General features: G+C 69.1%; 17 protein-coding genes. 8 read left to right on the top strand and 9 right to left on the bottom strand.

All coding sequences use genetic code 11. From position 1 onward, the window contains the following. Positions 1–374: 374 nt before the first annotated feature. From BST17_RS24155 to BST17_RS24170, 4 genes are read left to right on the top strand one after another with little or no spacing between them, the layout of a single operon-like run. Entirely contained in the window at positions 375–1256 is an 882-nt protein-coding gene (locus tag BST17_RS24155) for a LysR family transcriptional regulator (protein ID WP_083061440.1), read from the top strand. Positions 1257–1303: 47 nt separating this feature from the next. Next, on the top strand, positions 1304–2527 hold the full coding sequence (locus BST17_RS24160; RefSeq protein WP_083061441.1) for an MFS transporter: 1224 nt from the start codon (positions 1304–1306) through the stop codon (positions 2525–2527). 53 nt (positions 2528–2580) lie between these two features. After that, positions 2581–3807, top strand: coding sequence for an acyl-CoA dehydrogenase family protein (locus tag BST17_RS24165; RefSeq protein WP_083061442.1), 1227 nt, complete (start codon positions 2581–2583; stop codon positions 3805–3807). Between the two features lie 5 nt (positions 3808–3812). After that, a complete protein-coding gene (locus BST17_RS24170) occupies positions 3813–4598 on the top strand; it encodes a tyrosine-protein phosphatase (protein WP_109750275.1) in 786 nt (261 codons plus the stop codon). On the opposite strand, the gene BST17_RS24175 is transcribed toward BST17_RS24170, so the two are convergent. From BST17_RS24175 to BST17_RS24210, 8 genes are all read right to left on the bottom strand, one after another. Continuing rightward, the gene (locus BST17_RS24175; RefSeq protein WP_083061443.1) at positions 4591–5073 is read right to left on the bottom strand and encodes a DUF456 domain-containing protein; all 483 of its coding nucleotides are present in this window, start codon (positions 5071–5073) and stop codon (positions 4591–4593) included. The two genes, BST17_RS24170 and BST17_RS24175, sit on opposite strands and share 8 nt — an antisense overlap. Positions 5074–5076: 3 nt before the next feature. Beyond that, complete coding sequence (locus BST17_RS24180) at positions 5077–5775, bottom strand: haloacid dehalogenase type II (RefSeq protein ID WP_083061444.1); 699 nt, start codon at positions 5773–5775, stop codon at positions 5077–5079. Beyond that, positions 5775–6737: an NADPH:quinone oxidoreductase family protein gene (locus BST17_RS24185; protein ID WP_083061445.1), complete on the bottom strand. Its 963-nt coding sequence runs from the start codon at positions 6735–6737 to the stop codon at positions 5775–5777. The genes BST17_RS24180 and BST17_RS24185 overlap by 1 nt, the downstream gene beginning before the upstream one ends. Continuing rightward, positions 6734–7597, bottom strand: a complete 864-nt coding sequence (locus BST17_RS24190; protein WP_083061446.1) for an SDR family oxidoreductase — start codon at positions 7595–7597, stop codon at positions 6734–6736. Before BST17_RS24190 ends, BST17_RS24185 begins: the two co-directional genes overlap by 4 nt. Positions 7598–7694: 97 nt before the next feature. Next, positions 7695–9098: an aldehyde dehydrogenase family protein gene (locus BST17_RS24195; protein WP_083061447.1), complete on the bottom strand. Its 1404-nt coding sequence runs from the start codon at positions 9096–9098 to the stop codon at positions 7695–7697. A 93-nt stretch (positions 9099–9191) separates the two neighbouring features. After that, positions 9192–10124, bottom strand: coding sequence for a class I SAM-dependent methyltransferase (locus BST17_RS24200; protein ID WP_083061448.1), 933 nt, complete (start codon positions 10122–10124; stop codon positions 9192–9194). Positions 10125–10173: 49 nt separating this feature from the next. After that, the gene (locus BST17_RS24205) at positions 10174–10809 is read right to left on the bottom strand and encodes a TetR/AcrR family transcriptional regulator (protein WP_083061449.1); all 636 of its coding nucleotides are present in this window, start codon (positions 10807–10809) and stop codon (positions 10174–10176) included. Positions 10810–10891: 82 nt separating this feature from the next. After that, positions 10892–11863: a pirin family protein gene (locus BST17_RS24210; protein WP_083061450.1), complete on the bottom strand. Its 972-nt coding sequence runs from the start codon at positions 11861–11863 to the stop codon at positions 10892–10894. A gap of 140 nt (positions 11864–12003) precedes the next feature. On the opposite strand from BST17_RS24210, the gene BST17_RS28870 reads away from it, so the two are divergent. Continuing rightward, positions 12004–12159, top strand: coding sequence for a hypothetical protein (locus tag BST17_RS28870; RefSeq protein ID WP_023985078.1), 156 nt, complete (start codon positions 12004–12006; stop codon positions 12157–12159). Positions 12160–12223: 64 nt separating this feature from the next. Here the strand turns inward: BST17_RS28870 and BST17_RS24215 are convergent, their stop codons facing one another. After that, complete coding sequence (locus BST17_RS24215; RefSeq protein ID WP_083061451.1) at positions 12224–13966, bottom strand: phosphoenolpyruvate--protein phosphotransferase; 1743 nt, start codon at positions 13964–13966, stop codon at positions 12224–12226. A 39-nt stretch (positions 13967–14005) separates the two neighbouring features. On the opposite strand from BST17_RS24215, the gene BST17_RS24220 reads away from it, so the two are divergent. From BST17_RS24220 to BST17_RS24230, 3 genes are read left to right on the top strand one after another with little or no spacing between them, the layout of a single operon-like run. Next, on the top strand, positions 14006–14785 hold the full coding sequence (locus tag BST17_RS24220; protein WP_083061452.1) for a DeoR/GlpR family DNA-binding transcription regulator: 780 nt from the start codon (positions 14006–14008) through the stop codon (positions 14783–14785). Next, positions 14782–15759: a 1-phosphofructokinase gene (gene pfkB / locus BST17_RS24225; protein ID WP_083061453.1), complete on the top strand. Its 978-nt coding sequence runs from the start codon at positions 14782–14784 to the stop codon at positions 15757–15759. The genes BST17_RS24220 and pfkB overlap by 4 nt, the downstream gene beginning before the upstream one ends. A gap of 20 nt (positions 15760–15779) precedes the next feature. Next, positions 15780–17768, top strand: a complete 1989-nt coding sequence (locus tag BST17_RS24230) for a PTS fructose transporter subunit IIABC (protein WP_083061454.1) — start codon at positions 15780–15782, stop codon at positions 17766–17768. Positions 17769–17804 lie beyond the last annotated feature (36 nt).

Here is a 17804-nt window from a genome sequence, read left to right on the forward strand (position 1 = left end):
GTGGCGTCCATGATGGATACCGGCTTTCACACTCGGTGCCCGAGGGCACGATGAGGCAACACATGCCTGGTCCCGCAGGACCAGGGCAACCTTGCCGCGACCGGGGCCACGGTCTGGCGCTCACCGGGTGAAGATTGGGAGCGATGTTGCATTCGAACTTATGTTCGATCTTACGCCGAATATCGCTGTCCCGCAAGGGAGAGATCGAAGGTCATCCGAACCACCCCGTGCCGTGCCGGACCGCTGCAGGACAGCGGCCAGTGCCGCGGTAGCTCCGGGTCGTCAACCCAGCCTTGTTGCGTCCACCGGCGAGTTCGGCCACCGCTCATCGCGACCGAACACACCCCGCACCTCCGCCGCCCTAGACTCCACCCATGGACCTCGACGAGCTGCACTGGTTCGTCGTCCTGGCCGAGACCGAGCATGTCACCGACGCGGCCGCCGAACTGGGAATCAGCCAGCCGACCCTCTCCCGCGCGCTGAGCCGGTTGGAGAGCAGGATCGGCGCACCGCTGTTCGACCGGGTGAACCGCCGCCTCCAGCTCAACACCTACGGCGCAATCCTGCTCGAGCACGCCCGCCGCAGTATCGCCGAAATCACCAGCGCCGCAGAGCGGATCGCCGCACTGCGGGATCCGGACACCGGGACGGTGCGGCTGGCCTTCCTGCATTCCCAGGCCGGCGGCTTCGTGCCGGACCTGCTGCGCCGCTTCCGCGCCGAGGCGCCGCAGGTGCAGTTCGAACTCTTCCAGGGCGCCACGCTGGACATCCTCGACCGTCTCGACGGCGGGCACGTGGACCTGGCCATCACCTCGCCACGCCCCGCCGGGTATCCGTGGCGGGTGCTCTACGGTGAGCGCCTGTGCCTGGCCGTCCCCCGCGAGCACCGATTCGCCGAGCGCAGCCGACTGCGACTGGCTGACACCGGTGATGAGCCCTTCGTGGCACTACAACCGGGGTTCGGGCTGCGTCAGCTGACCGACGAACTGTGCGCCGCCGCCGGTATCGCACCCACGATCGTGTTCGAGGCGATGGAAATCCCGACCGTAGAAGGCTTGGTGGCAGCGGGATTCGGCGTTGCCGTCGTACCGGTGCCACACCCCGATCGTGCCGACACCGGGGTCGCCTACATCCCGCTGTCCGAGCCCACCGCCAAGCGTCAACTGGGTTTGACGTGGCGACCGGATCGAGAGCTGCCGCCCGCGGCATCCCGGCTCGTCGAGTTCGTCATGCATAATCTGCATGAACTCGCCTAATTCCATACATTGGACACATTCGCTACGCCACTCTTAATCTCGGCTGAGTGACCACGACCCTGAGCCCGACCGACTGGCAGGGGCATTCTCGCGGCTCGTCCGAGTACCGTCGCCTGCTGGCCGCCCTGTTCTTCGGTGGTGTCGCGACATTCGCCCAGCTGTACTCGCCGCAGGCCGTGCTACCGATGATCGCCGGCGATCTGGGCACCGGTGCCGCCCACGCCGCCCTGCTGGTCTCGGCGGCCACCGTCGGTCTGGCCATCGGGGTCATCCCGTGGGCGGCCCTCGCCGACCGGGTCGGCCGCGTCCAGGCGATGACGTTGTCCATCACGGCGGCAACGGTTCTCGGACTGCTGGTTCCGCTGGCACCCACTTCGGAGCTGCTGCTGGCCGGCCGCTTCTTCGAAGGCCTCATGCTGGGCGGGGTCCCGGCCATCGCCATCGCCTATCTGTCCGAGGAGATCGATCCGGGCCATGCTGCCCGCGCCGCGGGCAGCTATGTGGCCGGCAGCACCATCGGCGGACTGACCGGTCGCCTGATCACCGGGCCGGTGGCCGAGTTCGCCGGATGGCGTATCGGCGTCGTCACCGTCGCGGTGCTGTGCGCACTGTCCGCCGCCGCCTTCGTCAAACTCGCACCGCCGGCGCGCGGATTCCGGCCGGCCCGCATCCAGGGTCTCGGCCGCCGACTGCTGGACAATCTGCGCTCGCCCCGCCAGCTCGTGCTTTATAGCCAGGCCTTCCTGCTGATGGGTGGATTCGTGGCGATCTACAACTTCCTCGGCTTCCGGCTGGCCGCGGCGCCGTTCGACCTTCCCCAGACGATGGTCAGCCTGGTCTTCCTCGCCTATCTGGCCGGCACCTGGGCCTCGGCCCGGGCCGGTGCCGAGGCCGGCCGGTTCGGCCGCAAGCCCGTGCTGCTGACCTCGATCGCCACCATGATCATCGGCACCGCGCTCACCATCAGCTCGCAGCTCCCGGTGGTACTGATCGGACTCCTGATCGCCACCGCCGGATTCTTCGGCGCACACGCGATCGCCTCCGGCTGGGTCGGCGCCGCGGCCGGGGCGGGCAAGGCGCAGGCTTCCGCGTTGTACAACCTGTTCTATTACGCGGGCTCCAGCGCCATCGGCTGGTTCGGCGGAGTGGCCTTCGACGCGGCGGGTTGGACCGCGGTCGCCGGTGTGGTGATCGGACTGGCGGTGCTGGCCGGCGCGCTGGCCTTCGCCGCGCTGGAGAATCCGTGTCGCGACCGGCTCCGGGCCGGCTGACCGATGCCGCCCGGGGTTTCAGTTATCTAACCTAGTGGCATATCGTGGCGGCCATGGACTTCGCGATGTCGGCCAAAGCAGCTGATTACCACAAGCGTCTCTCCGACTTCATGGTCGAGAACGTCCTCCCGGCCGAGGAGTCCTACCACGCCTACCGGGAGGAGAAGGGCCCCAAGGACCACACGGTGCCCCCGGTCGTCGAGGAGCTCAAGGCCAAGGCCAAGGCGGCCGGGTTGTGGAACCTGTTCCTGCCCTCGGAGTCCGGGCTGACCAACCTGGAGTACTCGCCGCTGGCCGAGCTGACGGGTTGGAGCATGGAGATCGCCCCCGAGGTGGTGAACTGTGCCGCCCCGGACACCGGCAACATGGAGACCCTGCACCTGTTCGCCACCGAGGCCCAGCGCGCACAGTGGCTCGAACCGCTGCTGGCCGGTGAGATCCGCAGTGCGTTCGCGATGACCGAGCCCGCGGTGGCCTCCAGCGACGCCCGCAACATCGAGACCACCATGCTGCGCGACGGCGGCGACTACGTGATCAACGGCCGCAAGTGGTGGATCACCGGTGCCGCCGATCCGCGCTGCAAACTGCTGATCGTGATGGGCCGGACCAATCCCGACGCCGCGTCACACCAGCAGCAGTCGATGATCCTGGTTCCCGCCGACACGCCCGGCGTCGACATCCAGCGGTCGCTGCCGGTGTTCGGTTGGCAGGACCAGCACGGCCACTGCGAGATCGTCTTCGACAACGTGCGGGTGCCCGCCGAGAATCTGCTGCACGAAGAGGGCAGCGGGTTCGCCATCGCCCAGGCCCGGTTGGGGCCGGGCCGCATCCACCACTGCATGCGTGCCCTCGGTGCGGCCGAGCGGGCACTGGCCCTCATGGTCGACCGCGTGCAGAAGCGCGTCGCCTTCGGTAAGCCGCTGGCCGAGCAGGGTGTGGTGCGCGAGCAGATCGCCACATCACGCAACGAGATCGACCAGGCAAGGCTGCTGTGTGAGAAGGCCGCCTGGACCATCGACCAGAACGGCAACAAGGCCGCTCACGTGCTGGTCTCCCAGATCAAGGCGGTGGCTCCGCAGGTCGCCTGCAATGTGATCGACCGCGCCATCCAGGTGCACGGCGGCGCCGGCGTGTCCGATGACTTCCCGCTGGCCCGGCTCTACGCGTGGCACCGCGCGATGCGGCTGTTCGACGGACCCGACGAGGTGCACATGCGCACCATCGCCCGTGCCGAACTGGGCAGGGAGAAATCGGCCCTCGCGGCGGCTGTGACACAGTAGAGAACGTGGAACTGACGGGAGCCTGGAACTTTCGCGACGTCGCCGAATCGACCGGTATCCGGCCCGGGCTCCTGTTCCGATCCAGTGAGCTGAGCAGGCTCACCGACGAGGGCCGCGCGGCGCTGCTGAGCCTGGGCATCCACGATGTGGCCGATCTGCGGTCGCGTCGCGAGCTCGAGCGCCGTGGCCCGGGTCAGGTACCGCCCGAGGTGGCGCTGCACCACCTGCCGTTCCACTTCGAGGACGACTCGGCCCAGGACGCGCCGCACGAGGCGACCTTCCAGCGGGTGATGTCGGAGTCGCCCGAGGGTGAGGATGTCGCCGAGTCCGCCAAGCGCTACATGACCGAGGTCTACGAGGAATTCCCCGCACTGACCGGTGCGCAGGTGGCGGTCCGTCAGGTGATCTCACTGCTGGCCGACGGACGACCGGTCATCGCGCACTGCTTCGCGGGTAAGGACCGCACCGGCTTCACGGTCGCCACCGTGCTGGAGGCCGTCGGCGTACCGCGCGATGCGATCGTGACCGACTTCCTGCGCAGCAACGACGCCATCGACCCGCTGCGCGAATCCATCATGGAGTCGGTCAAGGCCCGTGCCGGCGAGACACCCGAGGTGCTGACCTTCGCCGAGGCCCGGCTCACCGATGCCGTGCTCGGAGTGCGTGAGGAGTACCTCGACGCGGCGCGCCGCAAGCTCGACGAGCGATATGGTTCGCCGGCCGGTTTCCTGCAGGCCGCCGGTGTCACCGACGACGACCTGGCCCGGCTGCGGGCTCAGCTGACTAACTGAGCAGCACGCCGATCACCCAGGTGACGGTCGCGAGCAGCGCACCGGTCAGCTCCACCCCCACCGACAGCGCGACGCCCTTGAGCGCGTGCACCGTCGAGGCCCACGCGCGGGTGGGATCCCGGCGCAACGCCAGCTCGGCCAGATACACCCCGAGCACGAAACCGATCAGCAGACCGATCACCGGGATGACGAAGAATCCGACGATGCCGGCGATGGCGCCGAGCACCAGGACCGAGGTGCGGACATCGGCCCGGCGCATGCGTTGCACCGGCCAGGTGTACTTGATGATCTCGGCGGCCACATACAGTGCCGCCGCGATACCGAAGGTCACCCAGGACGTCGTCGAGCCCTCCACATAGGCCCACACCCCGATCGCCCCGATGACCAGCAGGCCGCCCGGCAGGATCGGCACGATGATGCCGACCAGGCCGATGGCGATCGCCAGCGCGACGCCGATGATGCCCAGCGTTTCCATCGGTCAGGCCCCCAGCTGTCGGGCCAGGTCGATGAAATCGTGTGCCACGACGTCGAACTCGCCGTCCTCGACGGTCGGCAGCGGGTGGCCGGGCCCGCGTTCCAGCGGCCGCACGACATAACCGGTACGCAGTCCGCTGTCCCGCGCGGCCCGCAGATCGCCCGGGTGACACGCCACCAGCATCAGGTCGCCCGGCGCCACGTCGAGCAGTCGCGCACACCCCTGATAGGCCTGCGGATCGGGTTTGTAGTGCCCGAACAGCTCGGCGGAGATGACGCAGTCCCACGGCAGCCCGGCATTCTTGGCCATATCGGTCAGCAACGAGACATTGCCGTTGGACAGCGTGGTGATGACGAAGCGCTGTTTGAGCCGTTGCAGTCCGGGGACCGCGTCCGGCCACGGAATCAGCCGGTGCCAGGCCCGGTTCAGGTCGTCGATATCCGACTCGGGCACTGCGGCATCACCGAGCAACTCGAGCAGGATCTCCCGGTGCAGATCGTCGATGCGGGTCCACGGCAGCTCACCACGACGTACCCGATCCATGGCCGGGGCATAACCGGCCCGCCAGGCGTCGGCGAACGACACCCAATCCCGTTGCAGGCCCTGGCGGGATCCGAAGGATTGCAGTTCGGCGATGATGCCGGACCGCCAGTCCACCACCGTGCCGAACACGTCGAATGCCAACGCGCGCGGGCCGGTCACTACGGCTCCAGGACGAGCTTGCCGTGAATCTTGCCGTCCGCCAACGCCTGCAGTGCCGCGGCACCGTCGGACAGCGGATACCGCACCGGCGGCGGTGGTCGCAGACCCGCCTGCACCAACGCGCCGAGACCGGCCGCCATCTCCGCACCCGCGCCCGGGGTCACCCGGGCGAACTCACCCCAGCCCACCCCGACGATGCTGATGTTGCGCAGCAGCAGCCGGTTGACCTTGACGGTGGGGATGCCGCCCGCGGCGAAACCGATGACCAGCAGCCGACCTTCGGGGGCCAGCACCCGCACGGCGTCGTCGAACGGGTCACCCCCGACCGGGTCGACGACCATGTTCACGCCTCGACCGCCGGTGGCGTCCAGCACGGCCTGGCGCCAGCCGTCGGCCAGCGGCAACACCACGTCGGCCCCGAGGCCGGTGACGAAGTCGATCGCGTCCGGACGGTGCACCATCGCGATCACCTTGGCGCCCAACGCCTTGGCGATCTGGATGCTCGCCACGCCGATACCGCCGGCGGAGCCGAGCACCAGCACGGTCTCCCCGGCCTGCAACGCGCCGCGACGGGTCAGGGCGAAGTACATCGTGGTGTAGTTGCCCAGCAGGCACACCGCCGTCGCATCGTCGATCCCGTCGGGGACCGGCAGCAGCGAGTCCGGGGCCACCGCGACCTGCTCGGCGTATCCGCCGATCATGGTGAATCCCGAAACATGCTGCCCGACGGCAAAACCGGAGTCGGCCGGCGCCGACCGTACGGTGCCGGCCACCTCCAGGCCCGGGGTGAACGGTGCCTCCAGCCGGAGCTGGTACTCACCCCTGGTCAGCAACAGGTCGGGAAAGCAGACGCCGGCCGCACCGACATCGACGATGACCGCGCCACCGGCAAGGGGCGCGTCGACATCGGTGTAGACCAGCCCCGCGGGTCCCGTGAGCTCCTGTGCTACAAGCGCTTTCATCCGAGCTTGAAGCTGGCCTGCTGTGCTGCCGACAGGTCGGTGATCTCGCCCCACTTGGCGGCCACATCGTCGACCGACGGAACCTCACCGAAGGTGATGCCCTCGTTCTGGAACAGCGCGGTGCGCTGCACCTTGCCGCCGCCGACGATGAAGATCGAATCGGTGTCGGGCAGTTCCTCGGTCATCAGGTAGGCGACCACCGGGGCCACGTACTCGGGGGTCAGCTTCTCGAAGACCTCCGGCGGCAGGATGTCCTGCGTCATCCGGGTCGCCGCGATCGGCGCGACGGCATTGGTCTTGATGTTGTACTTGGCGCCCTCCTGGGCCAGCGTGTTGATCAGGCCGACCAGGCCCAGCTTGGCCGCGCCGTAGTTGGCCTGGCCGAAGTTGCCGAACAGGCCACTGGTCGAGGTGGCGACCACGACGCGGCCGAAGCTCTGCTCGCGGAAATGCGGCCAGGCGGCGCGGATGACGTTGTAACCGCCATAGAGGTGCACCTTGAGCACGGCGTCCCAGGCCTCGAACGTCATCTTGTGGAAGGTGCCGTCGCGCAGGATGCCGGCGTTGCTGACCACGCCGTCGACCTTGCCGAACTCGTCGATGGCGGTCTTGATGATGTTCTCGGCGCCCTCGGTCTCGGCGACGCTGTCGTAGTTGGCGACGGCACGGCCGCCGGCGGCCTTGATCTCCTCGACGACCTGATCGGCCATGTTGTGTCCGGCGCCGGTGCCGTCACGGGCTCCGCCGAGGTCGTTGACCACGACGCTGGCACCTTCACGGGCCAAAGTCAGGGCGTACTCACGGCCAAGTCCACCGCCGGCACCGGTGACGACGACAACGCGATCCTGCACTCCGGGCATGGGATTCCTCTCTGAAGGCGCTAACAGGCATGACTATCGAGACGTTCCATCTCTGTATACGTCGCGCGATCCGGTCCCGGTGACCCGGGTCACCGCTTTAGAACAGCTTGCGGGCCAGCTTCCACGCCCGGTCGGTGTAGGGCGGGTAGATCAGCTTGCCCAGGTCGGGACGAGTCGGCTTGGTGAGCACCGACTTCCGGTGGCTGAACTCCTCGAAGCCGTACCGGCCGTGGTAGGCCCCGGTACCGGACGGACCGACCCCGCCGAACGGCAGCTTGGTGGTGGCGAAGTGGAAGATCAGGTGGTTGACGACCATCCCGCCGGCAGGCACGTCACGGATCACCCGTTCGCGGACGGCCTTGGCCTTGGTGAACAGGTAGGCCGCCAACGGCTTGGGCCGGGCGTTGACGAATTCGATTGCCTCGTCCAGGTTCTGGACGGTGACGATCGGCAGCACGGGGCCGAAGATCTCGTCGGTCATCAGCGGCTCGCTCAACGACGGGTCGACGACGACGGTCGCGTCGAGTTCCAGCGCGTCCGGGTTGGCACCCCCGCCGATGACGACCTCACCCTCGGTGGCTGATACCGCGGCGGCCAGCCGGTCGAAGTGGCGGCGGTTGACGATCCGCTTGCCGCCGGTCGCCTCGGATTCGAAGGTCTGCACGGCGGCCTTGATCTTGGTGACCAGTTCATCCCGGATCGAGGCGTCGGCCAGCACATAGTCCGGGGCGATGCAGATCTGCCCGGAGTTGATCAACTTGGTCCAGGCGATGCGCTGGGCCGCGACGTCGATATCTGCGTCGGCGGCCACGATCACCGGGCTCTTGCCGCCCAGCTCGAGGGTGACCGGGGTCAGGTGCGCCGCGGCGGCCTGATAGACCTTGCGGCCGATCTCGGTGCCGCCGGTGAAGCAGATCTTGTCGAAACCCTGATCGATGAGTGCCTGGCTGACCAGACCGTCACCCTCGATGACGGCGACCGCCGCGGGGTCGAGGTACTTGGGGACCAGATCGGCCATCAGTGCCGAGGACGCCGGGGCCAACTCGGACGGCTTGAGCGCGACGGTGTTGCCGGCGGCCAGCGCGCCGACGGCGGGGCCGAGGGTGAGCGCGAAGGGGAAGTTCCAGGCACCGATCACCAGCACGGTGCCGTAGGGCTCGTATTCCACCCACCCCATACCGGGCAGCTGCGAGAGCTCGAGGAGCCGGTACCGGCGCTTGGCCCACTTTCCGACATTCTTGGCGGCGTCGGCTGCCTCGGCGGCGGTGCTGGCGACATCGGCCAGCCACGCCTCGAAGGGCTGGCGACCGAGGTCGGCCTTCAGCGCGGCGGCAATGGCCGTCTCGTTGTCGACGACCAGGCGCTCCAGCGCCCGCAGCTGGCCGCGGCGCCATTCGATATCGCGGGTGCGACCGGTGGCGTAGGTGGCGCGCAGCCCGGCGACCACGGCCGGGATGTCCGCGCCGACCATCGAGGTGGGCGCATCGGCATGAGTGGTCATGGGACCGTCCTTCCTGAGGAGAGGAAATTCGATCCTAACCAGTTGGTTGGGTCGGCCGTAAGAGCCGAAATCGTCGGTACGCGAAACCCGTCGTCAGAGCCGCGTGGCGGTGACGAACTGCGAGAAGGCGTCGTCGTCGGGCACATCGGGTCCGGCCGGCAGCGCCCACCGATCGAGTCGGCGCATCTCATCGGCGGATTTGCGGACCGTGCTGTCCCAGCCGTGACCGGCCAGCCAGGTCGCCAGGTCCGCCCGGTCGGGGTCGTTGTACATCAGCTCGCCGACGTCGATGCTGTCGTCGAGGCCGAACTTCTCCCGGATCGCTGCGAACCGTTCCTTCATCTGTGCGCGGCGTTCCTCGGCCTGCATCGGCGCCGTCTCGGCCGCGATCCGGCTGCCCGCCGCGCTGAGGTCGGTGATCTGCTCGAACAGCCGGTCCTGGGCGTCGGCGGGCAGATACATCAACAGGCCCTCGGCCAGCCAGGCCGTCGGCACGGTGGCGTCGAAACCGGCGGCGCGCAGGGCGGCGGGCCAGTCCTGGCGCAGATCCACGGCCACCTCGCGGCGGGTGGCGGTCGGCTGCACACCGTGCTCGGTGAGCACCTGCTGTTTGAACTCCAGCACCTTGGGCTGGTCGATCTCGAAGACGATGGTGCCCGCGGGCCACGGCAACCGGTAGGCCCGCGAGTCCAGGCCCGAGGCCAGGATCACGACCTGGTGCAGCCCGGCCTCGGCGAAATAGTCGTCGAAGAAGCGGGTGCGCACGGCCTGGTAGTTGCCCATATGGGTGAACAGCAGCGCAGCCTCGGGGTCGGTCTCGTTGGCGCGGGTGACGAACTCGTCGTCGAGCATGACGCTCCACGGGCCACCGCCGGCGGCGTCGACCAGGGTGCGCGCGTAGGGGTCGGAGATCAGCGGGTCCGCCGCAGCGGTCTCGGCGGCGCGGGCGGCAGCGACCATGACGGCGGTGGTGCCGACGCTGGTGGCGATGTCCCAGCTGTCGTCGTGGGTGCGCAGTGAGCTCATGGCGCCATGCTACCGATCGTTAGCCTTGCTATCGGCCGGCGCCGGTCAGCTATCCGGCGGGCTTCCAGAGCTTGTTAGCCAGCAGCAGTTCCAGCTGGGCGATGACGGCCTCCAACTGGTCATGGGTGCCGACGTACCCGGCGTAGAAGCCCATTCCCCACATCACCGCGACCAGCATCTCCACCAGGGTGTCGACGTCGGTATCGGTGGTTAGCTCGCCGTTGTCGACCGCTTCGCCGACCGCCCACCGGACGAACTCGCGGGAACTGGCCAGCGAGTCGTGATCGTCCTGGCTGAGCTCGGGATGCCGCTGCGCCTCGAGCACCGAGGTCACCAGGAACGCCGCGACCGAGCGGTCCTTGCTGTCGGCCTGGACGGCGATCGAGAAGAACGCCGAGAGCCGACGCAGCAAGGTGGTCTCGGACCGGGCGCGCTCCAGTCCGCTCTGCACCACGATCGAGTTGGTGTGCTCGACCACCTCCCGGTAGAGCACCCGCTTGCTCGGAAAGTAGTGGTTGATGGCCGGCCGCGTCAGGTCGGAGCGAACCGCGATCGCCTGGAAAGTCGCTGCGTCGTAACCGAGTTCGCTGAACACCTCACGGGCGGCCTGCAGGATCCGCTCACGGGTCTCGGCGGCCTTGGCGGCCGGCGGACGACCCGGACCCCTGCTGGCTATATGCGGCACAGTCAAATTGTGCCACAAATCACCGGCCCCACTACCACCTGATCGTTGCGTACCGACGGGATGATGCAGATCCAGCAAACACTCAGCGGCTCCGGTGCGGCATCAGCGCATCGGGCGGCAGCGAGCCGAACCGGCCCGCGTTGAAGTCTTCCAGAGCCTGCAAGACCTCCGACTTGGTGTTCATCACGAAGGGCCCGTACTGCACGACCGGTTCGCGGATCGGCCGGCCGCCGAGCAACAGCACCTCCAGCGCGGGCCGGTTGCCGTCCTGGCCGGCGTCAGCGGTGATCTCGATGCGGTCGCCGGGGCCGAGCACCGCCAGCTGTCCCTGCTGGATCGGATGGCCGACCGGGCCGACGCCGCCCCGGCCGGACAGCACGTAGACCAACGCGTTGTAGGTGCGATCCCAGGGCAGATTCAACCGCGCGCCGGGTGCAATCGTGCTGTGCGCCAGGGTGATCGGCGTGTGGGTACTGCCCGGACCGGCATGCCCGTCGATCTCCCCGGCGATGACGCGCACCAGCGCGCCGCCGTCCTCGGAGGACAGCAGGGCGACCTGGCCGCCCTCGATGGACTGGTAGCGCGGTGCGGCGAACTTGTCCTTCCGCGGCAGATTCACCCACAGCTGCACGCCGTGGAACAGGCCGCCACTGTCGACGAGTTCGGCCGGCGGGGTCTCGATGTGCAGGATGCCCGACCCGGCCGTCATCCACTGGGTGGCGCCGTCGGTGATCAAACCGCCACCGCCGTGGGAATCCTGATGGGCGAAACGTCCGTCGAGCATGTAGGTGACGGTCTCGAAGCCGCGGTGCGGATGCCAGTCGGTGCCGCGCGGCTCACCGGGCTGATATTCGATTTCGCCCATCTGGTCCATGTGCACGAACGGGTCGAGGTCGGCGGCGCTGACGCCGGCGAAGGCGCGCACGACGGGGAATCCTTCGCCCTCGTAACCGCGGGGGCCGGTGGTGATGGACCGGACCGGGCGGTCGGTGTCGGTCGGGGTGGGCCCCGCGATGCGGGGCAGGGTCAGGGTGTCGGCTGTGACGGCAGGCATGTCCGAATTAACCGGACCGCAGTCCGAATCATTCCCGTCTCGTTTCGGCCGCAAAACGAACTCAAGATCGAAAACCGGTTTGAGTTTTGACGGTTAGGGAAATTCACCGTCCGACAACACTTCTACGGATGGGAATCATCATGATCATCCTCGGCGTCATCCTGCTGATCATCGGGTATTTCACGAGCCTGTCGATCCTGTACACGATCGGTGCGATCCTCGTGGTCGTCGGCGTGGTGCTCTGGATCCTCGGCGCGGTCGGCCGTCCGGTCGGTGGCCGAAAAGCCTGGTTCTAGCGCAGATTTCCACCCGCTCGCCGCGAGCCGTGCATCCCCACGCACGCTCGCGGCGAGCCTCGTCTCAGCTCAACGCGTCGGATGCCACCGCACGCGCCTCGGCGGCGCTTCCCGTCGACAGCACCGCCCGCGCCGCGGCCCGACACTGCTCCAACGTCACCGCAGCCAGCGCCGCACCCACGCCGGGCACCGCCGTGGCGGCCGCCGACAGCGACGTGATGCCCATCCCCACCAGCACGCAGGCCAGCAGCGGATCGGCCGCGGCTTCGCCGCAGACACCGACCGGCTTGCCGGCCGCCGCACCCGCCCGTGCGGTCATATCCACCAGTGCCAGCACCCCGGGCTGCCACGGATCGGTGAGCGTGGCCAGTTCGGCCGACATCCGGTCGGCGGCCATCGTGTACTGGGCCAGATCGTTGGTGCCGATCGACAGGAAGTCGACGTGCTCCAGGATGTGGCCGGCCAGCAGCGCCGCAGCCGGGATCTCGATCATGACCCCCGGCGTCAGTCCGAACGAACGCGCCTGCTCGGCAAAGGTTTTGGCCTCGTCCGGGGTGGCGATCATCGGCGCCATCACCCATGGGTCATTACCGGTGGCCGCGGCCGCGGCGGCGATGGATTCGAGCTGCCGGGTCATCAGGCCCGGGTTGCCGAAGGAGATCCGGACGCCGCGCACCCCGAGTGCCGGGTTGGCCTCGTCCGGATGGCCGGCGAACTTCAGCGGTTTGTCCGACCCGGCGTCCAGCGTGCGGATGACGACCTTGTGGCCGTCGAAGGCCGTCAGCACCTCGCCGTAGATCCGCGCCTGCTCCGGCACCGAGGGTTCGGTATCGCGGTTCAGGAAACACAGTTCGGTGCGGAACAACCCCACACCTTCGGCCGGCGTCTGCCGGGCTGCCTGCGCGGCCGCGCCGTCCTGCACGTTGGCCAGCACCGCGACGGCGTGTCCGTCGGCGGTCGCGCCCGGACCCTTCCACTGCGCCACCCGCTGCGCCTCGACCCGCGAGGTCTGCACGGCGCGTTCGGCCTCATCGGCATCGGGTGCGACGGTGACCGTGCCGCGCGCACCGTCGACCATCACCGCGACACCGGCGGGCACCTCATCGAGACCGTCGACGGCCACCACGCACGGTATCCCCAACTGGCGGGCGATGATGGCGGTGTGGCTGGTCGGCCCGCCGAGGGTGGTGGCCAGCGCGACTACCAGGGCGGGATCCAGGCCCGCGGTATCGGCCGGCGCCAGATCCTCGGCGCACAGCACCGACGGGACATCGGGCATCGGCACACCCGGTTCCGGCAGCCCGGCCAGCTGGGCCAGCACGCGGTCGCGCACATCGCGCAGGTCGGTGACCCGCTCGGCCATCAGATCGCCGGCCTTGGCCAGCGCGTCGGCGATCTTGCCGATGGCGCCGCCGACGGCCTGCTGCGCCGGACTGCCCGCGGTGATGCGCTTCTCGGCATCCTTGAGCCACGCGCGGTCCTGGGCCAGTGCGGCGGTGGTGGCCAGCACCTCGGAGGCGACGCCGGTGGCATGGCCCGCCCGGTCGCGCAGCCGGGCCGCCACGGTGGCCGCCGCCTCCTTGAGCCGGTCCACCTCGCCGGGCCGGTCGGCCTCGGACAGTTCGGCGGCGGGTTCGGTGGCGACCGCCGGGCGGGCACCGGGCCGGATCACCGGTGCGTAGGCGACGCCGGCGACCACCGGGACGCCCGACAGCACCTTGGTCTCAGTCACGGGTGAGGAACTCATGTGATTCAGATTACAAGAAAGCATTGACAAGTCAACAGAATCAGGCGTAAAACCACACATATCAACATTTCACCTGGAGCTCGTGCCGAACGGAGCCCGATGTACGCCGAGGAACGTCAGCATGCGATCGCCGCTCTGGTGATGCAGCAGGGACGCGCCTCGGTCGCCGAGCTGGCCGCCGCCTACGACGTCACCACCGAAACCGTGCGCCGCGATCTGGCCGTCCTGCACAAGGCCGGCCTGCTGCGCCGGGTGCACGGCGGCGCCGTCCCGGCGCGCGCACTGCACCTCGTCGAGCAGGACGTCGACGAACGCGACGCCACCCGGGCGCAGCACAAGGACGCCATCGCCGCGGCGGCATGCGAGTTCTTCCCGGTCGGCGGTGGCAGTGTGCTGCTCGACGCCGGCACCACCACCAGCCGGATCGCGGCGGCCATCCCGACCGATCGGGAGCTGGTGGTGGTGACCAACTCGATCCCGGTGGCCAACCGGCTGTCCACCGTGCAGTCGGTATCCCTGCAGCTACTCGGCGGGCGGGTCCGCGGACTCACCCAGGCCTGCGTCGGCGAGCAGGCACTGCAGACGCTGGAGCAACTGCGGGTCGACATCGCATTCATCGGTACCAACGGCATCACCGCCCGGCACGGTCTGTCCACCCCCGATGCCGATGAGGCCGCCATCAAACGGGCCATGGTCAACTGTGCCAACTACGTTGTGGTGGCCGCGGATTCGACCAAGATGGGTCGTGAGGAGCTGCACAGCTTCGCCCCGCTGTCCAGCGTCGACGCCGTCATCACCGACAGCGAGGTCAGCCCGGACGCCCGCATCGAACTCACCGGCCTCGGCATCGAAATCATCTGCGCAGGAGCAACCGCATGATCGTCACGGTCACCCCGAACCCCAGCATCGACCGCACCGTCACGCTGCCCGGCACCCTCACCCGCGGAGCCGTGCACCGGATCCGCACCGTCACCGACGAACCGGGCGGCAAGGGTGTCAACGTGGCCCGTGCGCTCGGCCTGGCCGGGCTGCACGCCGTTGCCGTGCTGCCCGCCGCAGAGGATGATCCGATCCTCACCGCGCTGCGCGCCGCCGAGGTGCCGTTCACCGCCGTACCGGTGCCCGCACCCGTGCGCACCAATATCGCGGTCACCGAGACTGACGGCACCACAACCAAACTCAATGCTCCCGGCGCAGCCCTGGATGCCACCACCCTGGACGGGCTGACCCGTACCGTCATCGACACGGCGCGCACCGCGTCCTGGGTGGTGCTCTCCGGCTCGCTGCCGCCGGGCGTGCCGGCGAGCTGGTATGCCGATGTGGTGGCGCAGCTGGCCGGTTCGGACTGCCGGGTCGCGGTCGACACCTCCGATGCCCCGTTGACCGCACTGGCCGACGCGTTCGGCACCGCCGCACCGGATCTGATCAAGCCGAACGCCGAGGAGCTGGCCGGGTTGACCGGAACCTCCGGGCAGGAGCTGGAAGCCGCTGCGGCCCAGGGTGATCACGGTCCGGTGGTGGCGGCCGCCCGGCAGTTGGTGGACCGCGGTGCCCGCAGCGTGCTGGTCACCCTGGGCGCCGCGGGTGCGGTGCTGGTGGACCCGTCGGGCAGCTGGCTGGCCGGTTCACCGCCGATCACCCCGCGCAGCACCGTCGGCGCCGGGGACTCCGCACTGGCCGGTTATGTGCGCGCCGAACAGGCCGGGGCCGACCCGGCCGAGCGGTTGCGGATGGCCGTGGCCTACGGCAGCGCCGCCGCTGCCCTACCCGGTTCCGCCCTGCCCTCCCCCGACCAACTCGACCTCGACGCCGTCCCGGTGCGGGCGATCTCGCCCGCGCACACCGAATCCTGACCCTCACAGAAAGTTTGGCCATGTCCACTTCATCTCCGGTCATCACCACCGATCTGGTGCTGCTCGACGCCGACGCCGGGACCGACAAGGAGGCCGTCATCGGCCGGCTGGCCGGGCTGCTGGCCGGGGCCGGCCGCACCTCCGACGCCGAAGGCCTGATCGCTGCGGCCATGGCCCGAGAGGCGCAGTCGGCCACCGGACTGCCCGGCGGGATCGCCATCCCGCACTGCCGGTCGCCGTACGTCGACACCCCTACCATCGGATTCGCCCGGTTGTCCCCGGCCGTGGACTTCGGTGCCCCAGACGGCCCGGCGGACCTGGTGTTCCTGATCGCCGCACCGGAATCCGGCGGCTCCGACCACCTGAAGCTGCTGTCCAGCCTGGCCCGCGCACTGGTCCGCAAGGACTTCGTCGAGCAGCTGCGTGCCGCCGGCACCGCCGGTGAGCTGGTCGGGCTGGTCGACGGGGTGGTGAATCCGGCACCGGCCGCCGCCACGCCGGCACCGGCCGCCGCCACGCCGGCCCCGGCCGCGCCCGCCGCACCGGCCGGCAAGAAGAGCATCGTCGCGATCACCGCCTGCCCCACCGGGATCGCCCACACCTACATGGCCGCCGACGCACTGAAGCTCGCCGCCGAGCGTGCCGATGTCGAGCTGGTGGTGGAAACCCAGGGTTCCTCGGGCAGCACGCCGCTGCCGGCCACGACCATCGCCGCCGCAGACGCCGTCATCTTCGCCACCGATGTCGGTGTGAAAGACCGGGGCCGATTCGCCGGTAAGCCGGTGATCGCCTCGGGCGTCAAACGGGCCATCAACGAGCCCGATGCCATGATCTCCGAAGCCGTTGCCGCGGCAGACAATCCGAAGGCAGCGCGGGTCGAGGGCAGCGGTCCGGCCGATGACACGACCGAGGGATCGGCGAATGTCGGCTGGGGTACCCGGACCCGGCAGATCCTGCTCACCGGGGTCAGCTACATGATCCCGTTCGTGGCGGCCGGCGGCCTGCTGATCGCACTGGGCTTCCTCTTCGGCGGTTACGAGATCGCCGATGTCGCCAATGACATCGCGCTGAACAATTCGCTGACCAACCTGCCCGACGGCGGACTGGCCCAGTACTTCGGTGCCATCCTGTTCAGCCTCGGCGGCCTGGCATTCGGATTCCTGGTGCCCGCGCTGGCCGGTTACATATCGTTCGCGATCGCCGACCGGCCGGGCATCGCACCGGGCTTCACCGCGGGCGCGCTGGCCGTCTTCGTCGGCGGCGGTTTCATCGGCGGCATCGTCGGTGGTGTGATCGCCGGCTTCACCGCCCTGTGGATCAGCCGCATCGACGTCCCGCGCTGGCTGCGCGGCCTGATGCCGGTCGTCATCATCCCGCTGGTGGCCTCGCTGGTCGTCGGCCTGATCATGTTCCTGCTCATCGGCCGGCCGCTGGCGCTGATCAACACCGGCCTGACCGACTGGCTCAACGGCCTGACCGGAACCTCGGCCATCCTGCTGGGGGTCATCCTGGGCCTGATGATGTGCTTCGACCTCGGCGGCCCGGTCAACAAGGCCGCCTACGCCTTCGCCACCGCCGGTCTGGCCGCCGCCACCACCGCATCGTTCGAGGTGATGGCGACCGTGATGGCCGCCGGTATGGTGCCGCCGCTGGCCATGGCGCTGGCCACCACGGTGCGTCCGAGCCTGTTCAGCGAGCCCGAGAAGGAGAACGGTCGCGCCGCCTGGCTGTTGGGTGCGGCTTTCATCTCCGAGGGCGCCATCCCGTTCGCCGCGGCCGACCCGCTGCGCGTCATCCCGTCGATGATGTTCGGCGGTGCCATCACCGGCGCGCTCTGCATGGCGACCGGAGTGACCCTGCGCGCCCCGCACGGCGGCATCTTCGTGTTCTTCGCGATGGGCAACCTGGCCTGGTTCCTGATCTCCCTGGCCGTCGGTACCGCGGCGGCCGCCGCCGCGGTCGTCGCCGCCAAACAGTTCGCCAAGCCGCGCCGGCCCGTCGCCGCCTGATCCCGCATCACCCAACCCCCAACAGAAGGAGAAACC

Origin of the sequence: Mycolicibacterium bacteremicum, from assembly GCF_002086115.1 — a bacterium.
In the GTDB taxonomy this organism is placed as follows: Bacteria; Actinomycetota; Actinomycetes; order Mycobacteriales; family Mycobacteriaceae; genus Mycobacterium; species Mycobacterium bacteremicum.

Bases quoted from the DNA above. Each gene is read 5' to 3' on its own strand.
- BST17_RS24210 (WP_083061450.1), bottom strand. From the start codon at position 11,863: ATGCCTGCCGTCACAGCCGACACCCTGACCCTGCCCCGCATCGCGGGG.
- BST17_RS24190 (WP_083061446.1), bottom strand. From the start codon at position 7,597: ATGCCCGGAGTGCAGGATCGCGTTGTCGTCGTCACCGGTGCCGGCGGT.
- BST17_RS24165 (WP_083061442.1), top strand. From the start codon at position 2,581: ATGGACTTCGCGATGTCGGCCAAAGCAGCTGATTACCACAAGCGTCTC.
- BST17_RS28870 (WP_023985078.1), top strand. From the start codon at position 12,004: ATGATCATCCTCGGCGTCATCCTGCTGATCATCGGGTATTTCACGAGC.
- BST17_RS24195 (WP_083061447.1), bottom strand. From the start codon at position 9,098: ATGACCACTCATGCCGATGCGCCCACCTCGATGGTCGGCGCGGACATC.
- BST17_RS24230 (WP_083061454.1), top strand. From the start codon at position 15,780: ATGTCCACTTCATCTCCGGTCATCACCACCGATCTGGTGCTGCTCGAC.
- pfkB (WP_083061453.1), top strand. From the start codon at position 14,782: ATGATCGTCACGGTCACCCCGAACCCCAGCATCGACCGCACCGTCACG.
- BST17_RS24215 (WP_083061451.1), bottom strand. From the start codon at position 13,966: ATGTGTGGTTTTACGCCTGATTCTGTTGACTTGTCAATGCTTTCTTGT.
- BST17_RS24185 (WP_083061445.1), bottom strand. From the start codon at position 6,737: ATGAAAGCGCTTGTAGCACAGGAGCTCACGGGACCCGCGGGGCTGGTC.
- BST17_RS24220 (WP_083061452.1), top strand. From the start codon at position 14,006: ATGTACGCCGAGGAACGTCAGCATGCGATCGCCGCTCTGGTGATGCAG.
- BST17_RS24200 (WP_083061448.1), bottom strand. From the start codon at position 10,124: ATGAGCTCACTGCGCACCCACGACGACAGCTGGGACATCGCCACCAGC.
- BST17_RS24175 (WP_083061443.1), bottom strand. From the start codon at position 5,073: ATGGAAACGCTGGGCATCATCGGCGTCGCGCTGGCGATCGCCATCGGC.
- BST17_RS24155 (WP_083061440.1), top strand. From the start codon at position 375: ATGGACCTCGACGAGCTGCACTGGTTCGTCGTCCTGGCCGAGACCGAG.